The organism is Terribacillus halophilus (genome assembly GCF_900162685.1).
Lineage (GTDB): Bacteria > Bacillota > Bacilli > Bacillales > Amphibacillaceae > Terribacillus > Terribacillus halophilus_A.
This window is the reverse complement of record NZ_LT727827.1, coordinates 154,034-177,877: the sequence shown is the minus strand read 5'-3', so window position 1 is coordinate 177,877 and position 23,844 is coordinate 154,034. Positions and strand designations below refer to the sequence as shown.

Sequence of the window (23,844 nt, the reverse complement as noted above, 5' to 3'; positions counted from 1 at the left end):
CTAATGCCACGTGCGTTAATCAGCGTTTCAGATAAAACAGGAATCATCCCATTTGCCAAGGAGTTGGCAGCAATGGAATATGACATCATTTCAACCGGAGGAACGCTAAAACAGCTGAAGGATGCAGGAATTCCAGCTGCAGCAGTATCTGACGTGACGAAATTTGATGAAATTATGGACGGACGTGTGAAAACATTGCACCCAGCCATCCATGGCGGCCTATTGGCTAGAAGAGATGACGAAAGTCATATGCAGCAGCTGAAAGAACGTGACATCACACCAATTGATTTGGTTGTTGTTAATCTGTATCCTTTTAAAAATACAATCGAGAAGCCAGATGTAACAGAAGCTGATGCAATTGAAAACATTGATATTGGCGGTCCAACAATGCTTCGTTCTGCAGCGAAGAACTTTGCTGGCGTCACAGTTTTGGTAGACCCAGCAGATTATGATGCCACCCTAGCTGCTTTGCGAGAAGGAGAGCTTTCTTATGAAGCGAAACGTCGCTTAGCCGGGAAAGTGTTCCGTCATACAGCTAACTACGATGCGATGATTGCAGGTTACTTGGCGGAATTGAATGAGGAGCAGGACACGGAAACACTGACGCTTACGTACGAAAAAGTGCAATCTTTACGTTATGGAGAAAACCCGCACCAAGCAGCCGCATTCTACAAAGACCCGATCGTAAAAGGGGCTTCAATAGCGAATGCAAAGCAGCTGCACGGCAAAGAGCTTTCTTATAATAATATCCAAGATGCTAATGCAGCGCTCGAGATTGTCATGGAGTTCCAAGAACCAGCTGCAGTGGCAGTAAAACATATGAATCCATGCGGCGTCGGAATCGGAGAAACAATTTCGGATGCTTTCCGCAAAGCATTTGAAGCAGATTCTACTTCTATCTTTGGCGGTATTGTAGCTTTGAACCGAGAGGTAGACAAAGACACAGCCTTACAGCTGAAAGAAATCTTCTTAGAAATTGTGATTGCCCCAAGCTTCACAGAAGAAGCATTAACACTGCTTACAGAAAAGAAAAATATTCGCTTGCTGGAGCTTGCTGCCGATAAAATAGAGCAGCCGAAAAAAGTTGTCAGCGTTAGCGGCGGACTGCTCGTGCAGGACTATGATACGGGAGCAGTTACAGAAGCTGATCTTACAGTGGCAACCGACCGTAAGCCAACAGACGAAGAATTGAAGAATTTGCTTTTCGCTTGGAAAGTCGTGAAGCATGTGAAATCCAATGCGATTGTGGCAGCAAAAGATGATCAAACAATCGGTGTTGGTGCAGGTCAGATGAACCGTGTCGGTGCAGCTAAAATTGCGCTAGAGCAAGCTGGTGACAAAGCAGCAGGAAGTGTCCTTGCATCTGATGCGTTCTTCCCGATGCCAGACACGGTGGAAGCAGCTATTCAAGCTGGCGTGACGGCAATTATTCAGCCTGGCGGATCGAAACGAGATGAAGATTCTATCGCTGTATGTAATGCGCACAATATTGCCATGGTCTTTACAGAAATGCGTCACTTTAAGCATTAATTGTCAGGGGGAGTACATGTGAAAGTTCTTGTAATCGGCAGCGGCGGCCGGGAGCACAGTATCGTTGCAAAGCTATCTTTAAGTACGGAAATAACCGCGTTATACGCAGCACCAGGAAATGGCGGAATCGCTGATTTGGCTACCTGTGTGCCAATTGATGTAACAGCAGTGGATGACCTGGTAAGCTATGCAAAAGAAGAGAAAATTGACTGGACCTTCGTCGGACCGGAGATTCCATTGTTGGCTGGTGTCGTCAATGCTTTTCAGCAGGCAGGACTGCATGTGTTTGGACCGACAAAAGAAGCAGCTTTAATTGAGGGAAGTAAGGATTATGCCAAGCAGTTTATGCAAGCACACCATATTCCAACAGCTGCAAGTCAAACCTTCTCGGATGCAGCAAAAGCAAAAGCCTATATTGCCGAAAAAGGTGCACCGATTGTTGTAAAAGCAGACGGTCTAGCAGCAGGTAAAGGTGTCGTTGTGGCGCAGACGGTGGAACAAGCAAATGAGGCTGTAGAAAACATGCTTGTAGGAAACCAATTCGGTCAGGCTGGCAATCTGGTTGTTATTGAAGATTTCTTGGATGGTAAAGAGTTTTCACTCATGGCTTTTGTACATGGAAAGAATGTATTCCCGCTTGTTCCAGCTCGTGATCATAAGCGCGTTTACGATCATGATCAAGGCCCAAATACGGGAGGCATGGGGGCTTATGCCCCGATCCCGGATTTGCAGCAAGCAGTTATTGATGAGGCAATCGAGCGTATCCTCATCCCAGCTGCAGCCGGTTTAGTAAAGGAAGGGCGTTCTTTCACAGGTGTTCTTTACGCAGGTTTGATTGAAACAACAGACGGACCAAAAGTGATTGAATTTAATGCACGCTTCGGAGATCCGGAAACACAAGTGATTTTGCCACTTTTGGAAAATGACTTGCTGCAAGTGATGCAGGATGTAACTGCTGGCAAAGATCCGTTGCTGACGTGGAAGGATGCGTATGCAACTGGAACCGTGATTGCAGCAAGCGGTTATCCTGGGAGTTATGAAAAGCAGCTTCCTATTCCAGATTTGTCTTCTTTACCACAAGATGTATACTGCATCCATGCTGGGTCAGATAAGACTGCGGATGGGTATGTGTCCAATGGCGGCCGTATTTTGTTCATTGGCGCTGTACATCAAAATCGGTCTGACGCCGTAAAAAGTGTCAAAGAAGGACTGCAAACCTTTAAAGATAACCCGAATTTCCATTATCGAACTGACATTGGGTTTGGGGATTGATAGGTAGAGACTGGGACAAACAAGATTAATTCGGTATGTTAGCGAGCAATTAAAACATCCAATCTTAATGCAGTCCCCCGGCTGTTACTGCCTCTCCAACTCTTGCTGTTACCGTTAGACAGGAATAGCATTTGAACTAAGATACCGACAAGAAAATCGCTTTTTATTTTCGAGGAGTCTACGTATTCTACCTACACTAGTGAAGGTTTTCATAACACAAATCAGCGTAGGAAATACACGGAGACTCCTGCAGGAAAGCGGAGTGTATTTCCGGAGCGGTGCTCTCAACTTAGTTTCCATGCATAAATCCAAATAACACTGCTGTTAATTGCAGTGTTATTTGGATTTTTTGCTTAAAAGGTTATGTGTTAGTTTTTTTATGAGCCTTCTGATTCTAAATCTTCTTTATGCCGGAATTGATTGATCAAAGCCATACTTGGGCAGTACCGCACAATACCTTCAGCGATTTTAACTGCACCGGCTAGCAGCGTTAAGTGGGCAGTAAGCTGCTTCGGTTTAGTGACGAGAGCAGCTGTCGCATAACCGACCATGCTGACGCCGGCGGCAATTCGGATTAAAGCTTGGACAATCCCAATATTCGGTTTCAGCATTTGTGGCACCTCTTTTCTTTTGACCTTATTTTTCCTCAGCATGAGCAGCCTATGCGAGTATAAAAATTCCATTGGACGCAAATGACGCAAAAATGTTTCAGATGATGTATGATAAAGAATAAGGTAACAAGCACAATCGTGCGTATGGGGAGGGAAGCTGTATGCAGCTTGACAAGCTCCGTGGTGAGCATTTAGATGAATTGTTTGAGGCAATTCTGACGCTGAAAGATAAGGAAGATTGCTATCGCTTCTTTGATGATATTGCGACGATTAGTGAAATACAATCACTGACACAACGCCTGCAAGTGGCAAAAATGCTGCGTGAAGGGGCAACGTATCACGCAATCGTACAAGAGACAAGTGCGTCTACAACGACTATTTCACGTGTGAAGCGCTGCCTAAACTATGGGAACGATGGGTACAACACAGTTTTGGAACGTTTGGAAGATAAAAAAGAAGATTAAGGAGCTGACGTGGATGGTACGCTTTGGTGTAATCGGAACGAACTGGATAACGGAATCTTTTTTGGAAGCAGGAAGAAAGGTTAAGGGTTTTGAACTGACAACTGTGTATTCTCGACATGCTGAACGAGCAGCAGCATTTGCGGAGAAGCAAGGAGCTGTACATACATTCACTGACATGGAGGAAATGGCGGCAAGCGGGAAAGTGGACGCTGTTTATATCGCCAGCCCGAATGCATTGCACGCAAGTCAAGCGAAGATCTTTATGCAGCATGGCGTACACGTATTATGTGAAAAGCCGCTTGCATCAAATGCAGCAGAAGTGAAAGACTTAATTGAGACTGCTAAACAGCACGATGTGTTGTTAATGGAAGCAATGAAGACGACATTTTTGCCGAATTACCGCATTTTGCAGCAGCATTTGGATAAAATTGGGCCAGTTCGCCGTTATGTTGCCCAGCTTTGCCAGTATTCTTCTCGTTATGATGCTTACAGGCAAGGAGAAATACTAAACGCCTTCAATCCAGAGCTCAGTAACGGAGCTACAATGGACATCGGTATTTATTGCTTGTATCCACTTATTGCGTTGTTCGGTAAACCACAGGATGTTAAGGCGAGCGGAACGTTGCTCGAATCCGGCGTGGACGGACAAGCAACGATTACGCTGACGTATGAAGGAATGGAGGCAGTCGTTTACTATTCCAAAATCACAAGCTCCACACAGCCTTCTGAAATTCAAGGCGAAGATGCAACAATTAAAATAGACCACATCGGCCATTTAGAAGATGTAACGATTCAATATCACGACAGCACAGAAGAAACCATTAGCGGACCGCAGGATAATGAGCACCGCATGGTATACGAGATAGAAGAATTCGTAAGCTTAATTCAATCCGGTAAACGGGAATCCAGTATCAATACCCATGATTTGGCGCTTTCTGTAGCGGAAATTATGGATAAAGCCCGAAGCCAATTCGGCTTAATATTCCCTGCTGATCGAATCCAATAAACAAGAAAAGCCTGGCAATCCGTTGCCAGGCTTTCTTCGTTCGTTAACTGTTCGTATTTTCCTCTGGCAACCACTAAATTATCCCGTCGATTTTTGCTATAATGTACGTTATGGAAGCAAGTAATGGAGGACGTACACGTGTATAACATGAAAGAGTGGCAACATATATTCAAGCTTGATCCGGCTAAAGCGATTGCCGATGAGGATTTAGAGAAAATCTGTGAGTCTGGTACAGATGCCGTCATTGTTGGAGGTACTGACAATGTGACGCTGGATGGTGTACTTGATTTGCTTGCGCGAATTCGCCGTCATACCGTTCCAGTTATTTTGGAGATTAGCGATATGGAGGCAATCACACCCGGTTTTGATTACTATTATGTGCCAATGGTGATGAATAGTAAGAACAAGCAATGGATCATGGGTCTGCACCATGAAGCAGTGAAAGCTTATCGTGATATGATGCATTGGGACGAAATTGTGATGGAAGGGTATTGTGTCATTAATCCGGATGCAAAAGTGTTTACACATACGCAATGCGACATGCCGTCTGAGGAAGATATAATCGCTTATGCTTATATGGCAGAACATATGTACAAGCTTCCAGTTTTCTATTTAGAAAACAGTGGCGCGTACGCCGACCCATCACTCGTACAAAAAGTGAAAAGCCAGCTGTCGAATACACTGTTATTTTACGGAGGCGGCATTACGTCAGCCGAACAGGCAGCAGAGATGAAGCGGCATGCGGATGTGATTATTGTCGGAAACCATGTGTATGATAATATAAAGGCTGCTCTGAAGACAGTCAAAGCAGTAAAAGGATAGAAATAAAGGCGGTGCAAACATGAGCCAATTGGCGAATGATTTAATAAATGGTTTAAATAAAGAGCAAGCAGAAGCGGTGCAGCATACGGAAGGACCGCTTTTAATTATGGCAGGTGCAGGAAGCGGTAAGACCCGCGTGCTGACGAACCGAATTGCTTATCTGCTTGGAGAAAAAGAAGTGTCGCCGCGCAGTATTTTGGCGATTACTTTCACAAACAAAGCAGCTCGTGAAATGCGGGAACGTGTGCACAAATTAGTGGGAGAAGAAGGCGCTCAGATTTGGGTTTCGACTTTCCACTCCATGTGTGTGCGCATTTTACGTCGCGATATAGACAGAATAGGATACAACAGCAACTTTTCTATTTTGGATTCGAGTGATCAGCTGTCTGTCATTAAACAAGCTCTGAAACGGCTCAATCTGGATCCAAAACAATATGACCCTCGTGCAATGCTTGGTGCTATTAGTTCCTCGAAAAACGAATTGATTACGCCTGAAGAATACCTCAAGGAAGCTGGAAGCTTGTATGAAAAGAAAGTGGCCGAAGTATTTGATTTATATCAGAAAACATTGCGCCGCAATCAGTCACTCGATTTTGATGACTTGATCATGCAAACAATTCAGCTGTTCGACCGCGTACCGGAAGTATTGCAATACTACCAGCGCCGTTTCCAATACATCCATGTGGATGAGTACCAGGATACCAACCACGCGCAGTATCGTTTGGTAAACCAATTGGCATCTCGTTATAAAAACCTTTGTGTAGTAGGAGACTCCGACCAATCGATTTATCGCTGGCGCGGAGCTGATATTGCAAATATCCTTTCCTTTGAAAAGGATTATCCAAATGCAAAGGTCGTTATGCTCGAACAAAATTACCGCTCAACGAAGACGATTCTTGATGCAGCCAACAAAGTAATTGGCAACAATACAGGGCGCAAGCCGAAGAATTTGTGGACGGATAACATGGATGGTTCCAAGCTTCGTTATTACGAAGCAGCGACGGAGCGGGATGAAGCTTTGTACGTAACAGAGAAGATCGAAGAAATGGTTATTACAGAAAAGAAAAAGCATTATCGAGATATTGCTATTTTGTACCGTACGAACGCGCAGTCTCGTTCTATTGAGGAAACGTTCGTAAAAGCAGGCGTTCCATATCAGATGATTGGCGGCACGAAGTTCTACGACCGTAAAGAAATTAAAGATATGCTCGCTTATCTTCGCTTAATTGCCAATCCAGATGATGACATCAGCTTTGAGCGTGTTGTTAACGAGCCAAAACGCGGTATTGGGAAGACTTCTATCGAGAAATTGCAAGCATATGCGAACATGCATGAAATATCTTTGTTCGATACATTAAAAGAAGTTGATTTTACTGGTGTCAGTGCAAAAGCTGCTAATGCGCTGAGTGAATTTGGAACAATGATCAACAACTGGACGAAGCAAGTCGAATTCCTGACAGCAACAGATATGGTTCAGCAAGTGCTAGAAGGCTCAGGCTATGAAGAGATGCTGCGTGCGGAGAAAAGCATCGAATCACAAAGTCGTCTGGAGAACTTAGAAGAGTTCAAAACAGTAACAAAGAACTTTGAGCAAACGAGTGAGGACAAGTCATTGATTGCCTTCTTGACTGACCTTGCATTGATTGCAGATATTGATTCGATGGATGAAGATCCAGCTAGCGACGACAAGGTCATCTTGATGACACTGCACGGCGCAAAAGGACTGGAGTTTCCTGTTGTGTTCCTAATCGGAATGGAAGAGAATGTATTTCCGCACAGCCGCTCGCAAATGGACGAAACAGAGATGGAGGAAGAACGCCGTCTTGCGTATGTTGGGATTACCCGTGCAGAAGAAGAACTCTATCTTACTCGTGCAAAAATGCGTACGTTGTTCGGTCGGACAAATATGAACCCAGTCAGCCGATTCATTAGTGAGATTCCAAGTGAACTGCTTGAGGGAATGCAGGAAACAAAACAAAATACATTTGGCCAGGGCAGCAGACAAGCGGCAGCTCAAAAGCAGGCTCCAAAGCGTGTTGTACGCAAACCGAAACCAAAATCAGGTGCTGATGCACTCGGATGGGGGCTTGGCGATAAGGCTGTTCATAAGAAATGGGGCGAAGGAACAGTCGTGAAAGTGAACGGCGAAGGAGAAGCGATGGAGCTTGATATCGCCTTCCCTGCACCAGTTGGAATTAAGCGCCTGCTCGCTACATTCGCACCTATCACAAAAGATTAACTGAGGTGGCACAGCATGAAAAGAGAAGAAGCAATGCAAGAGCTTGCTGATTTGCGTAAAAAGCTCAATCAATATAATTATGACTACCATGTGCTTGATAATCCGCAAGTGTCTGACTACGAATATGATCAGACACTAAAGCGGCTTTTAGACATAGAAGCAGAATTTCCTGATCTAGTTACAAGTGATTCGCCTTCCCAACGTGTAGGCGGGGCACCGCTCGAAGGTTTTCAGAAGGTGGAGCATCGCGTACCGATGCTTTCACTCGGCAATGCTTTCAATGAAGAGGATCTGCGAAACTTTGACAAGCGCGTGAAAAATGGACTAGATACCGATGATTATTCGTATATTTGCGAATTGAAGATTGACGGCCTGGCCGTATCCTTGCGCTATGAGAATGGTGAATTTGTTCAAGGAGCGACACGTGGCGACGGTACAACGGGAGAAGATATTACCCAAAATCTGCGGACAATTCGCAGCATTCCGCTTCGAATTAATTTAGAGGAAGCAATTGAAGTGCGCGGGGAAGCCTTTATGCCGCAAAAATCGTTTGCGGCTCTGAATGCGCAGAAAGAAGAAAACGGCGAAGCGCCATTTGCAAATCCGCGTAATGCAGCTGCTGGTTCTCTGCGGCAGTTAGATCCTAAAATTGCTGCCAGCCGTAACTTAGACGTCTTTCTCTATGGTTCTGGTCAATGGGAGACAAATGATTTGGATTCCCATAGCGGTTTGCTCGACTATTTGCAACAGCAAGGCTTCAAGACAAATAAAGAACGCCGCCGCTGTGAAACAATCGAAGAAGTGCTAGCTTACGTGGAAGAGTGGAGCGCTAAACGTGCTGATCTTAGCTATGAAATTGATGGAATTGTTATCAAAGTAGACAAGCGTGAGCAGCAAGATGAACTTGGCTTTACAGCACGAACGCCACGCTGGGCAATTGCTTATAAGTTCCCAGCCGAGGAAGTGACCACAAAGCTGTATGATATTGAGCTAAATGTCGGACGTACTGGTGTTATCACGCCAACAGCGCTGTTGGAGCCAGTCCGAGTAGCGGGCACAACTGTGCAGCGCGCTACTTTGCATAACGAAGATCTTATTCGCGAGAAAGATATTCGTATTGGCGATACAGTTGTCATCAAAAAAGCTGGCGATATTATTCCGGAAGTTGTCCGTGTCGTAACCGAAGCACGTACTGGAGATGAAAAGGAATTTCATATGCCGGAACACTGCCCAGAATGCGGCAGCGAAACGGTTCGGCTGGAAGATGAAGTGGCATTGCGCTGTATTAATCCGAGCTGTCCGGCACAGCTCGTTGAAGGCTTAATTCACTTTGTTTCCCGGAATGCGATGAATATCGATGGCTTAGGTGAAAAAGTAATTATACAGCTGTACAAAGCAGAATTAGTGCATACGATTGATGACTTGTACAAGTTACAACGAGACAAGCTGCTCGAGCTTGAGCGCATGGGCGAGAAGTCTGCTGATAATCTGCTGCAGTCAATTGAAGCGTCGAAAGAAAATTCACTGGAGCGTCTATTGTTTGGATTGGGTATCCGGTTTGTTGGATCCAAGGCAGCTAAAACGTTAGCACAAGCTTTTGAAACGATAGACAGATTGCAGCAGGCAACCGTTGAAGAGCTTGTTGCAATTGATGAGATTGGCGAAAAAATGGCAGATTCTATTTATCAGCATTTCCAAGAGGATAAAGTAATCCAATTGATTGAAGAGCTGAAAACAGTCGGAGTGAATATGACGTATAAAGGTATCAAGCCGCAAGAGGTAACAGCTGATAGTGTATTTACTGGAAAGACAATCGTGCTGACTGGTAAAATGGAGGCTCTCTCACGCCCGCAGGCGAAAGAGAAGATTGAAGCACTCGGCGGAATTGTCACAGGCAGCGTAAGCAAGAAGACAGATTTATTGATTGCCGGTGAAGATGCTGGTTCGAAATATGATAAAGCCGAGAAGCTCGGTATAGAGATATGGGATGAAGCGCGTTTGATTGAAGCGTTACAGGAATAGAGAGGAGAAACACATGAAGAAAATAGCAGGTGTTCTTGGACTAGGAGCACTCTTTTTGCTGGCAAGCTGCGGACCGGTAGGCGGCGGTGAAGAAGAAGTGAAGCAGGAAACAGCAGACGGCGGGGAAAAAACGTCGGTTGTTTCCAGCTATAATTATTCAGATGAAGAATATAAAGTGCTGCTCCCATATGAAAGCAGCAAAGCTAAGGGTGTTGTTAATTACGAAACGAGCGCAGCACGTGGCGTAATCGTCAATCAGATTGCCAACCGATTGGATATTCATGAAGTAGAAGAAGGGCTGCGTAATCATTCCAAGGATGTATTCAGTCCAGAAGATTATTATTTCCGTGAAGGACAAATGCTCGATAGTGATACGCTGTACAGCTGGCTGAGCCGTTATTCCAAGGCGCAAAAAGATAAAGATGGAAAGATCTCCGATGAAGAAAAAGCAAAAGAACTCGGTCTGAACCCGGAGTTGAATGAAGACGAAGCGAAGGTGGATGACTTCCGCGATAATCCGAAATATCTTTCTCACATACTTGAGCAGGACTATATGATGGAGGATGATAATGGCGACATCAAACTCGGCGGGGTTTCCATTGCACTTGCCATGAAGTCGGAATACCAATTTACAACAGGCGGTAAAGGCCCATACCGTGAAGATATTTCACAAGACGAGATGCTTTCACAAGCCAATGATATGGCGAAGAAAATTGTAGACAGAATGCGAGAAAAAGAAGGTCTTGGACAAGTGCCAATTCATATTGCTATCTACCGTGAAGCAAAAAAAGAATCAGTCGTACCAGGTAATTTTGTTGCAGAAACGACCGTGGAAGAAGGCAGCAGTTCGGTAGGAGATTGGAAAAAGATTAAGGAAGATAACGTTTTGTTCCCATCTGATGATGCAGAAGAAAACTATCCTGATGAGAGCCAATATATTACCGCTTTTGAAACAAAAGTAGCAAGTTTCTTCCCGAACTATACAGGCATGGTCGGCAGAGGCTTTTACCGGGATGGCGAGCTGAAAAAGCTGACAATTGATATACCGATTCAATTTGAAGGAAATGCCGAAGTTGTCGCATTCTCACAGTATGCTTACGGACAAATTATGGATATCTTCCCAAACTATTATGATTTGGAAATGAACATCACATCCAATGATCAAACCGAAGCCCTCATCACAAGAGAACACGATACAAAAGAACCAAAAGTTTATATTCTTAATTAAAGCAGCCAATATAGAGAAAAAAGCATACAATGTTAGACAAGACCAGGAAAGTATTGCCTGGAAATAGGTAGAGAAGCATACGCTTTAATCCCTACTTTCCCAATACACTAAAAGTTGGGATGTGTTAAAATGGAAACAGAAACACATTCCAGCAATGGTCTTGGGCACAAGCTCTTACGCAGAAAGAAAAAAATGTTTCGAGGTGTAGCCCAAATGGAAATAGGCCCTTTAATTAAACTACATAGAATCAAGCAAAATATGACACAAGAAGACCTAGCAGCGGGCATTGTTTCAGAATCCTACCTGTCCAAAATCGAAAACCAAAAAACCGACGCCAGCCCTGAAGTCATCAGCCTTCTTTGTGAACGACTCGGCATCCAGCTGAACGCAGAGAATGAAGATATGATCAAGGAGAAGGCAGAGGAATGGTACGGCATGCTGTACGAGGTACACAATGCCGACGAAAGAAGACAACGCTTCGAGGAACTTGAGATTCTGTTTAAAGCAAATAATTCCGACCATGAAATGTTGTTCGAGATTCAAAAGATTAGGTTTTATTTGGTGGAAGGCAGAGTTGAGGAAGCGAAGGAACAGATTGAGCGACTTGAATCACTAAAAAATACTTTTGAGTCAATTCATTTATTCTATTGGAATAAATTTTTGGGAAATTATTCTCATACAGTAACTGAAGAATACTCTAAGGCAATATCTAGTTATGAATTTGCCGAATCTATAATGGACTCAATTGAATTAGCAGACAATGAGATTGCTGATATTCATTATCTCTTAGCGGTTCTTCATAGTAAACTAGTAAATGATTTGAACGCGCTAGAGTATGGGCAAAAAGCACTTTCTGTTTTCCGAGAAAATTACAATTTTGTGCGCTGTGCGCAGTGTCATATAGTGCTGGGAATTGCCTATAGGAGATTGCATATGCATGATATGGCAATAAAGCAATATAACTTAGCTAAGCACCTTGGTGAAATAACTGAAGAAAATGATATTATCCAGCTTACAAACCACAATCTAGGTTATCTATACTCTCGAGCTGGTCAATCGGAAGAAGCAATAAAGTATTATAAGACTGCATTTGATATGGATAATATGCAGATGAGTTTCAATTTAACTACGGTTACTTCTCTAATTAGAGAATACTATATCACAAATAGATTTAAAGAAGCTCAATGCTTAATTAACCAAGCTGAGGAAATAATGGCTAAGCAAAAATTAGGTGGTAAGGTTATAAAATGGGAGATAGAAATCTTCCAAGCAGCGCTAAACGGTGACTTTTTACGGCTAGAAAATACTATAACTAATCTATTACTCCCGCATTTAATAGAACAAGAAGATAATATTAACGTTATTATTTATTCCAATATGATTGCAGAAAAATACGAAGAAATAAAGAAATACAAGAATGCTTCTTTGTTCTACAAGATGGCTAACAAGTATTACCAAGGTTTATTAAGATTATAGGAGGAAATCGTATGAAAAAAGTTATTGGAATTACAGTTGGGGCAGTTCTATTAAGTGTTGGCCTAGTATTCAGTGGCAGTAGTAACCCAGAAGCATTAGACTTACAACCAGGAGCGTTCTCGACAAAGAATCCGACTGTATTGGACTTACAGCCAGGTGCCTTCTCAGAGAGTAATCTAGTGGCTCTTGATTTACAGCCTGGAGCATTTTAAAAATGTAGCCCTACTGGCTACATTTTTTTCTTTTTCTTAGAAGGAGATTCCAAACCTTCACCGAATATATACATCATGTACTATTTCCCTTAAGTAAGACCCTCAATTGCTCGCTTTATTTTCGAATAAGGCGGGCTTTTTCTTTTTGTGGAGAGCTTAGCTTAATTTGACGGTCAAAACGTGCTAAAATAGTTATAAGTTATAGTCTGGTTGCTTTACGGCAGCTCCTTTTGCTATGATCATTTTTATATACATGTATGGTGAATTCCGGAGGTGACAGTATGTCAGAGATTACGAAAGAACAGGTTTTGCATGTTGCGCATTTGGCGCGTCTTGCCATTACTGATGAAGAAGCAGAAAAAATGACGAAGGAACTCGATGCGATTATTGGGTATGCTGAGCTTTTGAATGAGCTTGATACGGATAATGTGGAGCCTACGACGCATGTGCTTGATTTGAAGAACGTCATGCGTGAGGATGAACCGCGTAAATGGATCGACCGGGAGGATGCATTGAAGAATGCACCGGATGAGAAGAATGGCCAGTTCCGTGTGCCGTCGATTTTGGACTAAGGAGGAAGATTATGTCTTTGTTTGATTATACATTGAAAGAATTACAAGAGAAGCTACATAACAAGGAGATCACAATTACTGATCTCGTCGATGCTTCCTATAATCGTATTAAGGAAGTGGATGATGAAGTAAAAGCTTTCTTGACACTTGATGAGGAGAAAGCGCGTGCTCATGCGAAGGAATTGGACGAGCAGGGCAGCGACAATCCGCTATTCGGTATTCCGATTGGAATTAAAGATAATATTGTAACCAAAGGTCTTCGTACTACTTGTGCGAGTAAGTTTTTGGATAACTTCACAGACCCGCTTTACGATGCGACAGTTGTTTCCAAGCTAAAAGAGAAAAATACGGTAACAATTGGTAAGCTGAACATGGATGAATTTGCGATGGGTTCTTCTAATGAGAACTCTGCTTATTTCACAACGCGCAACCCATGGAATACAGATTATGTACCAGGCGGATCTAGTGGTGCATCTGCTGCAGCTGTAGCAGCAGGAGAGGTTTTCTTCTCCCTAGGTTCTGATACAGGCGGTTCTATCCGTGAACCAGCAGCATTCTGCGGCGTTGTCGGCTTGAAGCCTACGTACGGTCTTGTTTCTCGTTTTGGTCTAGTTGCATTTGCATCTTCACTTGACCAAATCGGACCAATGACACGTACCGTAGAAGACAATGCACACTTGCTGCAAGCAATCGTAGGTCATGATGAAATGGACTCGACAAGTGCTGATGTAGAAATTCCAAATTACACAGAAGCATTGAAACAAGATGTGAAAGGTCTTCGCATCGCGGTTCCTTCTGAATACCTTGGCGAAGGTGTCTCAGATGAAGTACGTGAATCCATTAAAGCTGCATTGAAAGTATATGAAGACTTGGGCGCATCTTGGGAAGAAGTTTCCTTGCCGCACTCTCGTTACGCTGTAGCAGCGTACTACTTGCTGTCTTCTTCAGAAGCATCGGCAAACCTTGCACGCTTTGACGGTGTACGTTATGGCGTACGTTCTACACAAGCAGAGAACATGGTGGATGTATTCAAATACTCCCGCCGCGATGGTTTCGGTGAAGAAGTAAAACGCCGTATCATGCTTGGTACATTTGCGTTAAGCTCTGGTTACTACGACGCATATTATAAAAAAGCTCAAAAAGCTCGTACATTGATTAAAAACGACTTCGATAAAGTGTTCGAAGACTATGATGTAATCGTTGGACCAACTACACCGACACCTGCTTTTAAAGTGGGCGAAAAAGTGGAAGATCCATTGACAATGTATGCAACAGATATCCTGACTATCCCGGTAAACCTTGCAGGTGTTCCTGGAATCTCCCTGCCATGCGGATTCTCAAGCGAAGGGCTGCCGATCGGCTTGCAAATCATCGGTAAGCACTTTGATGAGGAGACGATCTACCGTGCTGCTCATGCGTTCGAGCAAGCGACAGATCATCACAAACAGAAACCGGCATTGGGAGGCGTAAAAGGATGAATTTCGAAACTATTATCGGACTCGAAGTACACGTAGAGCTGAAGACAAAATCTAAAATCTTCAGCCCGAGCCCAAATGCATTCGGTGCCGAACCAAATGAAAACACAAACCCAATCGATCTTGGGTACCCAGGTGTGCTTCCAGTTTTAAATAAAGAAGCAGTCAATTTTGCGATGAAAGCTGCGATGGCACTGAACTGTGAGATTGCAACACATACCAAATTTGACCGAAAAAACTACTTCTATCCGGATAACCCGAAAGCATATCAAATCTCACAATTTGATCAGCCGATCGGTGAAAACGGCTGGATTGAAATTGAAGTAGACGGCTATACGAAGAAAATCGGTATCACACGTATCCACATGGAAGAAGATGCTGGTAAACTGTCCCACACAGGCGATGGCTATTCTCTAGTCGATTACAACCGTCAAGGTACGCCTCTAATTGAAATCGTATCAGAGCCAGATCTTCGTACACCGGCGGAAGCATATGCGTACTTGGAAAAGCTTCGTAATATCATCCAGTACACTGGCGTTTCTGACGTGAAGATGGAAGAAGGTTCCTTGCGCTGTGATGCTAATATTTCACTTCGTCCAATTGGACAAGAGAAATTTGGTACAAAAGCAGAGCTGAAAAACTTGAACAGCTTCACATTCGTTCAAAAAGGTCTTGAATTCGAAGAAAAACGCCAGCAGAAAGTATTGCTAGCCGGCGGTGAAATCCTTCAAGAAACACGCCGTTATGATGAGTCCACAAAAGAGACGATTCTAATGCGTATTAAAGAAGGCGCTGACGATTACCGTTACTTCCCAGAGCCTGATCTTGTACCATTGTATATCGACGACGCTTGGAAGGAGCGCATCCGCGCATCTATTCCTGAGCTTCCGGATGCTCGTAAAGCTCGCTATATAAATGAGCTTGGCTTGCCTGCCTATGATGCAATGGTATTGACGCTTAGCGTAGAGATGTCTGACTTCTTTGAGGCAACCTTGAAAGCTGGCGCAGATGCTAAAGGAGCTTCTAACTGGCTGATGGGTGAGGTTTCTGCTTACTTGAACAAACAGCAGAAAGACCTTGCTGATATTGCCTTGACTCCTGAAGGCCTATCGAAAATGATTACACTAATCGAAAATGGCACAATTTCTTCTAAGATGGCGAAGAAAGTATTCGCTGAACTTGTAGAAAATGGTGGCGATCCAGAACAAATCGTAAAAGATAAAGGACTTGTTCAAATCTCTGATGAAGGACAGCTGACAGAAATCATCACAGCAATCCTTGACCAGAATGAACAGTCTGTTATTGACTTCAAGAACGGGAAAGACCGTGCCCTAGGCTTCCTAGTCGGCCAAGTTATGAAACAGACAAAAGGCCAAGCCAACCCGCCGATGGTAAACAAAATCCTAGTTGCGGAAATGAATAAGCGCTAAAAATGAAGATCCTGTCTTGTGACAGGGTCTTTTTTTTGTATAGAAGATTTTTATACGGTCTGATTGCCGTTCTGTTATTTGATAGACTATAAGCAGAGTGAGCGAAATAGACAGGGGGACTATCATGAGGGAAAGAGAGGAAGCACAACTCCCTTATCACATGTATAAAGGTTCGAATACAGAAGCGCCGATTCTTTTCATCTACCACGGCTGGGGCGGAAGTACAGCTGGTTATGATGACCTGGCACAAGAGCTGCAGGGAGATGGGTACACGGTAGTCTTACCAGATATTATTCAACATGACAGCAGAGATCCGATAGCTAATCATTTTGATGGGAAATCACGACAGCAATTGTTTTGGAGTACAGTGTTCCAGACAATCGATGAATTCGAACACCTGATATCTGACTTAGATGTTGATATGGAAGACATACTCGTTATTGGCAGTTCCATGGGCGGCTTTATCGCCAGTGGAATCTTTGCAAGGTATGATGAAATACAAGGGTTGGTGAATGTGAATGGATCAGGTGCTTTTATCCTGTCAGAAGAACTATTTCGGCAGGAAGATGGAAGAGCCGCTTTAACAGAAGAAGAGAAAGAACGGCTAAAAGCTTATGACCCTGTTGAGCAAAAATACAGCGGAGCACCGGTCTTACTTATGCACGGTGACAGAGACACAATCATAAATGTGAAAGGTCAGCATGCGTATGCCGCTCATTGTCATAGTTCGCAGGTTGTATTTGATATTTATAAAGATGTGGATCATCAGTTTACAGCAGATATGGTTGAAGGCATGAGATATTGGCTGACTGAGCAATTTGAGGGAAGTACTAGATGAAGCATAAGCTGCTTGCTAGAGTGATGGATAAGAGTTTTAAGAAGTGTACGTGTGGGATTACTTTTCATGCTTACCATTTATAGCAAGGATAGATTATATAGAAATCTGCGTATAGTTTACACTTGACAGTTAAGATGCTGTGCTAGCAGTACATTATACTGGTACATTACATGCAAACTAGTGTACAAAGAATGGAATATATCAATTTAGAAACGGGGAATACAAGTGAAATCATACATACTAGATCAACTCGAGTCTTCCTATAACAAAACTACCTGGTTTGTGCCGATAAAGCCAGCAATCGAAGGACTGACGGCAGAGCAAGCGGCATGGACACAGGCAGAAGAGACGAATTCCATTCACGACATTATCCGGCATTTGCTTTTCTACAAAGCTGATTATTTAAAGCAGTTTACAGATGGTAAGGAGAGAACGGAGGTTACAGAAATTCAGCAGACTTTTGAGGGTGAAGAGAGCTGGGAGAAAACCGTACAACAGCTATTTGTGATTATGGATAGCTGGCTTCAGGCAGTAGAGGAAGCGGATGAAGAAAAGCTCCAGACATGGGCAAAAGAGATAGCTCATATTTGCCAGCATATCACGTACCATACAGGTCAAATCGTTCATATTCGCAAAGTGCAGGGATCTTGGCGAAAAGAACAGGGAATTTCCTGAAAACGGGTTAAATAAGGCTTGTATTTCCTATACTGAGAGTAGACAGGCTTCCTGCAGCGGCAAAGACCTTTTCAAAATAGGAAAAAAAAGCTATGATAGAGCATGGAGAATATGAACGTAAGGTTTGGTAGGAGGCAATACGATGAAACGCGCTCGGATCATTTATAATCCAACTTCTGGGAAAGAAGCGTTCAGACGGGAGCTCCCGGATGTACTTGAAATCTTTGAAAAAGCAGGCTATGAAACTTCGGCACATGCGACCACCTGTGAAGGCGACGCTAAGACAGCAGCACGCTTGGCAGTAGAGCGAGGCTACGAGCTTGTCGTTGCATGCGGCGGAGATGGTACTGTGAATGAAGTCGTCTCTGGTTTAGCTGAACAGCCAAACCGCCCGAAACTTGGTATTATTCCGGTCGGGACGACAAATGACTTGGCTCGTGCATTAAATATTCCCCGCAATATCAAACGAGCAGCGGAGATTATTGTGGAAGGCAAGACACGCAAGCTTGATATTGGAAAAGTAAATGACCATTACTTTATGAATATTGCTGGAGGCGGAAAGCTGACAGAGCTTACATATGACGTGCCCAGCAAAACGAAGACGATGCTTGGTCAGATGGCGTATTACCTTAAAGGTATTGAAATGCTGCCTTCCCTTCGCCCAATCAAGGTTGAAATTGAGTATGATGGCAAATGGTTTGAGGATGAGATCATGCTCTTCCTTGTATCCAATACAAACTCTGTCGGTGGCTTCGAAAAACTAGCTCCAGATGCTTTGCTGGACGATGGTTTATTCGATTTGGTTATTTTACGGAAGACAAATATCGCAGAATTCATTCGTGTTGTTTCCTTAGCCATTCGAGGAGCACACTTGGATCATAATCTGATCTTCTATACAAAAGCTAACCGGATTAAAGTAAAACCAGCTGATAAGATGCAGCTGAATATTGATGGTGAATACGGCGGCTCATTGCCAGGTGAATTCGTCAATCTGCATCAGCACATTGAATACTTCGTAACCGATGAATTCATAAAGAAACAAGATAGCTTACAAAAATAAGCTGTCTTGTTTCTTTTTTCGACATATTTCCCGGGCAATAGACCTGTATTTCGGATTTTAGTCACAATGTGATACACTCATGAAAGCAAACACAAAAAGGACGATGAAAATGGCAAAAACGACGCCACCAGTTGAAAAGAATCAGACAATTGAGCTCACTTTCGAAGATCTTACCCATGATGGGGACGGTGTAGGGAAAGTAAACGGCTATCCATTGTTTGTTCCATATGCGCTTCCAGGTGAGACAGCGCAAGTAAAAGTAATTAAAACGAAAAAGAACTTCGGATTTGGCAAGCTGCTTGAAGTAACGAAGCCGAGTGAACATCGAGTAGAACCGCCATGTGATGTGTATATCCAATGTGGTGGCTGTCAGCTGCAGCATATGAGCTATACCATGCAGCTGGACATGAAGCAAAGACAAGTGCAGAACGCAATGAAGAAAATTGGCCATTTAGAGCATGTACCTGTACACCCATCTCTTGGCATGGATGATCCGTGGCGCTACCGAAACAAAATTCAAATTCCAGCAGCCGAACGCAATGGGGAGATGATCACTGGTTTCTATCGTAAACGAAGCCACGATATCATTGACGACATGGAAACATGTGTTATTCAAGATGAGGTCAATGACCGCATGGTCGAAGCAGTCCGCCGTATTGCCAGCCGTCTTGGAATTCCGGCTTATAATGAAGAGCAGCATCGCGGTGTTTTACGTCACATCATGGTCCGTACTGGTCAACAGACGAATGAAACGATGATTGTGCTCGTTACACGTACCAATGAACTGCCATATGCGAAAGAGCTTGTAGCTGAGCTGCACGAAACGTACCCTCATATCAAATCAATTGTTCAAAACATCAACAAAGAACGCACAAACGTCATCCTTGGCCGTAAGACAAAGCTTCTATGGGGAGAAGAGTACATCTACGATACAATCGGAGATATCAAATTCGCTATTTCAGCGCAGTCCTTCTACCAAGTAAACCCAGCACAAACAAAGGTGTTGTATGACCAAGCGTTAAAATATGCAAACTTAAGCGGAAATGAAACAGTCATCGACGCTTACTCTGGTATCGGCACCATCTCCTTGTTTCTGGCACAAAAAGCCAAGAAAGTTTACGGAGTCGAAATCGTACCGCAAGCAGTATCAGACGCGAAAATGAACGCCAAGCTAAACTACATGGACAACGCTGAATTCTACGTCGGCAAAGCCGAAGAAGTAATGCCATGGTGGAAAGCCCAAGGCCTCAACCCAGACGTCATCGTCGTCGACCCACCACGCAAAGGCTGCGACGAAGAACTGCTGCAAGCCATGATCGACATGAAACCAAAACGCATCGTCTACGTAAGCTGCAACCCAAGCACACTAGCTCGTGATTTGCGCTTCCTGGAAGACGGCGGCTTCGAGACAAAACAAGTACAGCCAGTCGACATGTTCCCACAGACCGGGCATATTGAATGTGTGGCGGAGATTGAGTTGAAAGTGTCTAACTAAAATAAACATTTCTCAGTGAAAATAAACTTTTCCTATTAAGACCTGGATTTCGGTAAAATAAACAATTCCGATTTCTGGGTCTTTTTTCTATTATCCCTTGTCCCTACTGTCTTTTCTCGATATTCTCTTCCTTCCATTATCGGAGATCTTTATTTTAACTGAGGAAAAAGGGTGAAAAAACAGGTGGAAAAACGGGTGAAAAACGGCCAATTTTGAACAGAAAAAGTGTGGAAATGGGGGTTCGGTAGGAAATCTTTATTTTAACTCGAACGGTGGAATGCGGGTTGGAGCGGGTCTTTTTAGGAAATGTTTATTATTTTTGTACATAGTAGAGTCAAGAAATCAATTTCGTTTGCACATTTTACGTTATTAGTATAAGAGTTAAGAATTAAGAACTTAGAGGTAAAAGCATATCCTTGTAAAATATAAGTAATGCTATAATAGTAGTTGAAAATAAGGATTCTAAAGATAAGATCGCTTTTGTTCCACGGATTATGAACAGAATCTATTAGGGTTTGATGGGAAGGTATTCATGCTTTTAAATATTAAATTGGAGAGTTGCTTATTGAATATTAATAACTATATAAAATTTCTTAGAAGAGCACTCAATAACGTCAAGGATGTTTACTTTGGAAATCAAAACTGGGTTGATTCAATGATAAATGCTAATGAAATTGATACTCAGGACCCGAAAAGAGAAAAGCTAATACCTTATTTGAGTATGCATCATGAAAGGGTCTTTTGTTATGAACTCTATCATCAATCTCGCAAAATTATGGAACAAAATGAGAAGGATGAAAATGTAATATTACAGGCTGAACTTCGGAAATCTCAAGTAAGTAGTGATATTGAACATTTATTCAATATTAAAAGCACCGAAGGACCATATTATCCTGACTTTTTAATACATGAACCTTATACCACCGATAACCAAGACTTAATTATTGAAGTAAAAGCTAACCCAAACCTTTCTGTTAAAGATATGAAAAAAGATATATATAAGATTGATCAGTTTATAGACAGATATAAATATAAAAAAGGTATTTTCTTAGCAATAAACGTTACAGCAGAAAAACGTAAGCAGCTTTTGTCAAATTCCGATTTACTTAATAGCTTAAAAGAACAAGTTAAATGTAAAAATGAAATCCTGCTCATGTTTAAAGAGTCGGCTGAGGAACATACCATTACGATTAACCTAGCAAGGTTGTTAGAAGCTTAATATAAAACCATAGTAATTGAGTAGATTCATATTTCCCCTCAAAGGAAAAAAACAAGAGCGTTTACTGGATAATAATAAGTTTTAGAATACTGGATCAGTAATTGATCCAGTATCTTTTTGTTTTATATGTAATAAACCTTGTTCTTATAGAGTTTCGGCAGCTTTCCTCCTTCTCGGCTTTTTCGTTCATGTTACCACCAACTAGTCTTATTGTAGGAAAGATGCAAATATCATAAGAGTTGTGTGTAGAACAGTTAATGATACTATCTATATATCTAAATATGAATAAATAACAGTTCTACAATTCCAGAACATGGTATAATTTACTAGGTAAAAATTGCTAGATGTTTTATCTCGCAGTTTATTAAGACTATAGCTATGTATATCTCACAATAACTAAGTGAACGGAGAAATAAAAGAATATGGATAATATCGATTCAAATATGCTTTTTTACTTTATTAGTATATTTATATCATTATTTTCTGTGGTGATTATTGGGATTAAATTCATTTCCATTCGGAATAAGAAAAAATATTATAATCAAATTATATGGAGATATTATCCAAAGGATAAACACTCATATAAGAGTATAGCTTATTTTCGTAAAATCTATATCAACATGGAGAGATCATATAAGACTTATTTTAATTATATTGATATAAAAAGTAATGAATTTATGAAATACATTGAACCTAAAAATGAATCAAGCTTGGAGCCGGAGGGGTATGATACCTATAAAAGAAGTAATTTAAGAATAAGAGGGGATGCTCTTGAAGAAATAAAAAATGTCCTTTTAATGAGGCAAACTCTTACTAATGCAATTAAGTACTATGAGGACCAGGGATTAGTTGCTAACAAGACAAAAGTTGTTTTAGAAATTGATTCAGAAGTATTTGGCTATGAAAAGCATTTTAAACAAATATATCATCAATGGTTAATGTATTTGAAAAATATTGAATCTCATTGCGAGATAATAATAAGTAATATATATGATGAAGTTAAAAAATGTAACGAAGAGATACATAGACTTGAAAGAATAAAAAAACCTACTTTAACTGATAAAATATTAGATGGTGGTTTTGCTATTATTACAGCACCAGTTAGGCATACTATTAATATTGTGAGCGGTATCGCAACTGGAAATTCTGAAAAAGTAATCAAAAGTGGTCTGAAGTTAGGTATAGGGCTACTAGGTATTGGTGCAATAGTAGAGGCAATTGATGCTTTAGAAGCTTTAGATAATATAAATGCAGTGGCAGATGGAAGTTTAGAATTTGTTGACCCACACTTTCGCACGTTATCGGAAGGATCAGAGATTTGGATTGATGGAGATGGAGATACGAGTATAAATTTATCAAATAGCGAAGGTGGCGGTTATTGGAGGGAATAAAAATTAAGGTAAAAGAGATTGACGTTGACTACATGGACTATTATTTTGTGTATAATAGCAATTGAATCTCAGTAGCTTCTCTGATAATTACTAGAAGAATGAATGAATAAATATTTTTTTCTTCTAGGCCATAACTTTATTAAAAAGCAGGAATCAAGATGACTTTTAAGAATAAATGTATAGACAGCTTGCTTAATAAATACAGCTCACATTCAATCGGATGTGAGCTGTATTTATTTTGCCTATAGTCGTTAGTAAAAGGAGGATTTCTGTTGAGGAATAGAAGAGTGTATCAGGTGAATAGGAATGGAGACTAAGAGCACTTCATAGAGAACAAAAGGTACCGTCAAAAGAAGCGAGAGAAGAGCAGATAATTGGTTGTAGGATCAAGAGATACTTCGGGTGTTTGTTGATGCTTCAGAATTAAAAAGATAAAGTATATTTGGTTTAGGTGCTATTTATGTAGGACAAGGATGTACATTTGTATAATCTAAAAAACAGTATAACAGCAGTATGCAGACTGTAAGTATCTATGGAGAGATTATGGCTGTTGACTTTGCGCTAAAGCATCTGGATTTCGTACTGGAATGGAATTGACTTAGTGCATGATGAGAAAATGCTACTAGAGAAGTTTCCAACTATAAATGATGTTGCTAAGAGAATAAATAAAAAGCTAAAATTATTCTCTCTTTCTAATCCGGACATACATTTGATTGTTAGCTATCTAAAGTCAGACGAAAAGAGGTATAACCCGCTTTATAAAGCAGCTCACAATGCAAGTAAAAAGGCTATTGGGTTATCTAGGAT

At 41.9% G+C, this 23,844-nt stretch carries 20 protein-coding genes; 19 read left to right on the top strand and 1 reads right to left on the bottom strand.

Annotated features, from left to right (window positions below):
- Nucleotides 1–3 precede the first annotated feature (3 nt).
- Nucleotides 4–1,530, top strand: a complete 1,527-nt coding sequence (purH, locus tag B1K52_RS01820) for a bifunctional phosphoribosylaminoimidazolecarboxamide formyltransferase/IMP cyclohydrolase (protein WP_077304736.1) — start codon at nucleotides 4–6, stop codon at nucleotides 1,528–1,530.
- An 18-nt stretch (nucleotides 1,531–1,548) separates the two neighbouring features.
- Nucleotides 1,549–2,802, top strand: a complete 1,254-nt coding sequence (purD, locus tag B1K52_RS01815) for a phosphoribosylamine--glycine ligase (protein ID WP_077304733.1) — start codon at nucleotides 1,549–1,551, stop codon at nucleotides 2,800–2,802.
- Between the two features lie 377 nt (nucleotides 2,803–3,179).
- Here purD and B1K52_RS01810 read toward each other — a convergent pair whose 3' ends face one another.
- Nucleotides 3,180–3,413, bottom strand: a complete 234-nt coding sequence (locus tag B1K52_RS01810) for a YgaP family membrane protein (protein WP_077304730.1) — start codon at nucleotides 3,411–3,413, stop codon at nucleotides 3,180–3,182.
- Nucleotides 3,414–3,574: 161 nt separating this feature from the next.
- Here B1K52_RS01810 and B1K52_RS01805 point away from each other — a divergent pair, with 161 nt between their 5' ends.
- The 17 genes from B1K52_RS01805 (at nucleotide 3,575) to B1K52_RS01725 (ending at nucleotide 23,037) form a co-directional block, all read left to right on the top strand.
- The gene (locus B1K52_RS01805) at nucleotides 3,575–3,877 is read left to right on the top strand and encodes a YerC/YecD family TrpR-related protein (RefSeq protein WP_077304727.1); all 303 of its coding nucleotides are present in this window, start codon (nucleotides 3,575–3,577) and stop codon (nucleotides 3,875–3,877) included.
- Nucleotides 3,878–3,890: 13 nt separating this feature from the next.
- Nucleotides 3,891–4,883, top strand: a complete 993-nt coding sequence (locus tag B1K52_RS01800) for a Gfo/Idh/MocA family protein (RefSeq protein WP_077304724.1) — start codon at nucleotides 3,891–3,893, stop codon at nucleotides 4,881–4,883.
- Between the two features lie 138 nt (nucleotides 4,884–5,021).
- Nucleotides 5,022–5,705, top strand: coding sequence for a heptaprenylglyceryl phosphate synthase (locus B1K52_RS01795; RefSeq protein ID WP_077304720.1), 684 nt, complete (start codon nucleotides 5,022–5,024; stop codon nucleotides 5,703–5,705).
- Between the two features lie 19 nt (nucleotides 5,706–5,724).
- Nucleotides 5,725–7,944, top strand: coding sequence for a DNA helicase PcrA (gene pcrA, locus B1K52_RS01790; RefSeq protein ID WP_077304717.1), 2,220 nt, complete (start codon nucleotides 5,725–5,727; stop codon nucleotides 7,942–7,944).
- Nucleotides 7,945–7,959: 15 nt separating this feature from the next.
- Entirely contained in the window at nucleotides 7,960–9,966 is a 2,007-nt protein-coding gene (ligA, locus tag B1K52_RS01785) for an NAD-dependent DNA ligase LigA (RefSeq protein WP_077304714.1), read from the top strand.
- Between the two features lie 13 nt (nucleotides 9,967–9,979).
- Nucleotides 9,980–11,194 carry a CamS family sex pheromone protein gene (locus tag B1K52_RS01780; RefSeq protein WP_077304711.1) on the top strand — a complete coding sequence of 405 codons (1,215 nt, stop codon included), beginning with the start codon at nucleotides 9,980–9,982 and terminating at the stop codon, nucleotides 11,192–11,194.
- 129 nt (nucleotides 11,195–11,323) lie between these two features.
- On the top strand, nucleotides 11,324–12,670 hold the full coding sequence (locus B1K52_RS01775; RefSeq protein WP_077304708.1) for a helix-turn-helix domain-containing protein: 1,347 nt from the start codon (nucleotides 11,324–11,326) through the stop codon (nucleotides 12,668–12,670).
- Nucleotides 12,671–12,681: 11 nt separating this feature from the next.
- Nucleotides 12,682–12,882, top strand: coding sequence for a hypothetical protein (locus B1K52_RS01770; protein ID WP_077304705.1), 201 nt, complete (start codon nucleotides 12,682–12,684; stop codon nucleotides 12,880–12,882).
- Between the two features lie 281 nt (nucleotides 12,883–13,163).
- The gene (gatC, locus tag B1K52_RS01765; RefSeq protein ID WP_077304702.1) at nucleotides 13,164–13,454 is read left to right on the top strand and encodes an Asp-tRNA(Asn)/Glu-tRNA(Gln) amidotransferase subunit GatC; all 291 of its coding nucleotides are present in this window, start codon (nucleotides 13,164–13,166) and stop codon (nucleotides 13,452–13,454) included.
- Between the two features lie 11 nt (nucleotides 13,455–13,465).
- Nucleotides 13,466–14,932, top strand: coding sequence for an Asp-tRNA(Asn)/Glu-tRNA(Gln) amidotransferase subunit GatA (gatA, locus tag B1K52_RS01760; RefSeq protein ID WP_077304699.1), 1,467 nt, complete (start codon nucleotides 13,466–13,468; stop codon nucleotides 14,930–14,932).
- Entirely contained in the window at nucleotides 14,929–16,359 is a 1,431-nt protein-coding gene (gene gatB / locus B1K52_RS01755) for an Asp-tRNA(Asn)/Glu-tRNA(Gln) amidotransferase subunit GatB (protein WP_077304696.1), read from the top strand. The genes gatA and gatB overlap by 4 nt, the downstream gene beginning before the upstream one ends.
- Before the next feature lie 124 nt (nucleotides 16,360–16,483).
- Nucleotides 16,484–17,197, top strand: coding sequence for an alpha/beta fold hydrolase (locus B1K52_RS01750; protein ID WP_077304693.1), 714 nt, complete (start codon nucleotides 16,484–16,486; stop codon nucleotides 17,195–17,197).
- 225 nt (nucleotides 17,198–17,422) lie between these two features.
- Complete coding sequence (locus B1K52_RS01745) at nucleotides 17,423–17,872, top strand: DinB family protein (protein ID WP_083731683.1); 450 nt, start codon at nucleotides 17,423–17,425, stop codon at nucleotides 17,870–17,872.
- A gap of 142 nt (nucleotides 17,873–18,014) precedes the next feature.
- Complete coding sequence (locus tag B1K52_RS01740; RefSeq protein WP_077304687.1) at nucleotides 18,015–18,932, top strand: diacylglycerol kinase; 918 nt, start codon at nucleotides 18,015–18,017, stop codon at nucleotides 18,930–18,932.
- A 109-nt stretch (nucleotides 18,933–19,041) separates the two neighbouring features.
- Nucleotides 19,042–20,427 carry a 23S rRNA (uracil(1939)-C(5))-methyltransferase RlmD gene (gene rlmD / locus B1K52_RS01735; RefSeq protein WP_077304684.1) on the top strand — a complete coding sequence of 462 codons (1,386 nt, stop codon included), beginning with the start codon at nucleotides 19,042–19,044 and terminating at the stop codon, nucleotides 20,425–20,427.
- A 565-nt stretch (nucleotides 20,428–20,992) separates the two neighbouring features.
- The gene (locus B1K52_RS01730; RefSeq protein WP_143588813.1) at nucleotides 20,993–21,646 is read left to right on the top strand and encodes a hypothetical protein; all 654 of its coding nucleotides are present in this window, start codon (nucleotides 20,993–20,995) and stop codon (nucleotides 21,644–21,646) included.
- Between the two features lie 422 nt (nucleotides 21,647–22,068).
- Nucleotides 22,069–23,037, top strand: a complete 969-nt coding sequence (locus B1K52_RS01725; RefSeq protein ID WP_077304678.1) for a hypothetical protein — start codon at nucleotides 22,069–22,071, stop codon at nucleotides 23,035–23,037.
- The last annotated feature ends 807 nt before the right edge of the window (nucleotides 23,038–23,844 follow it).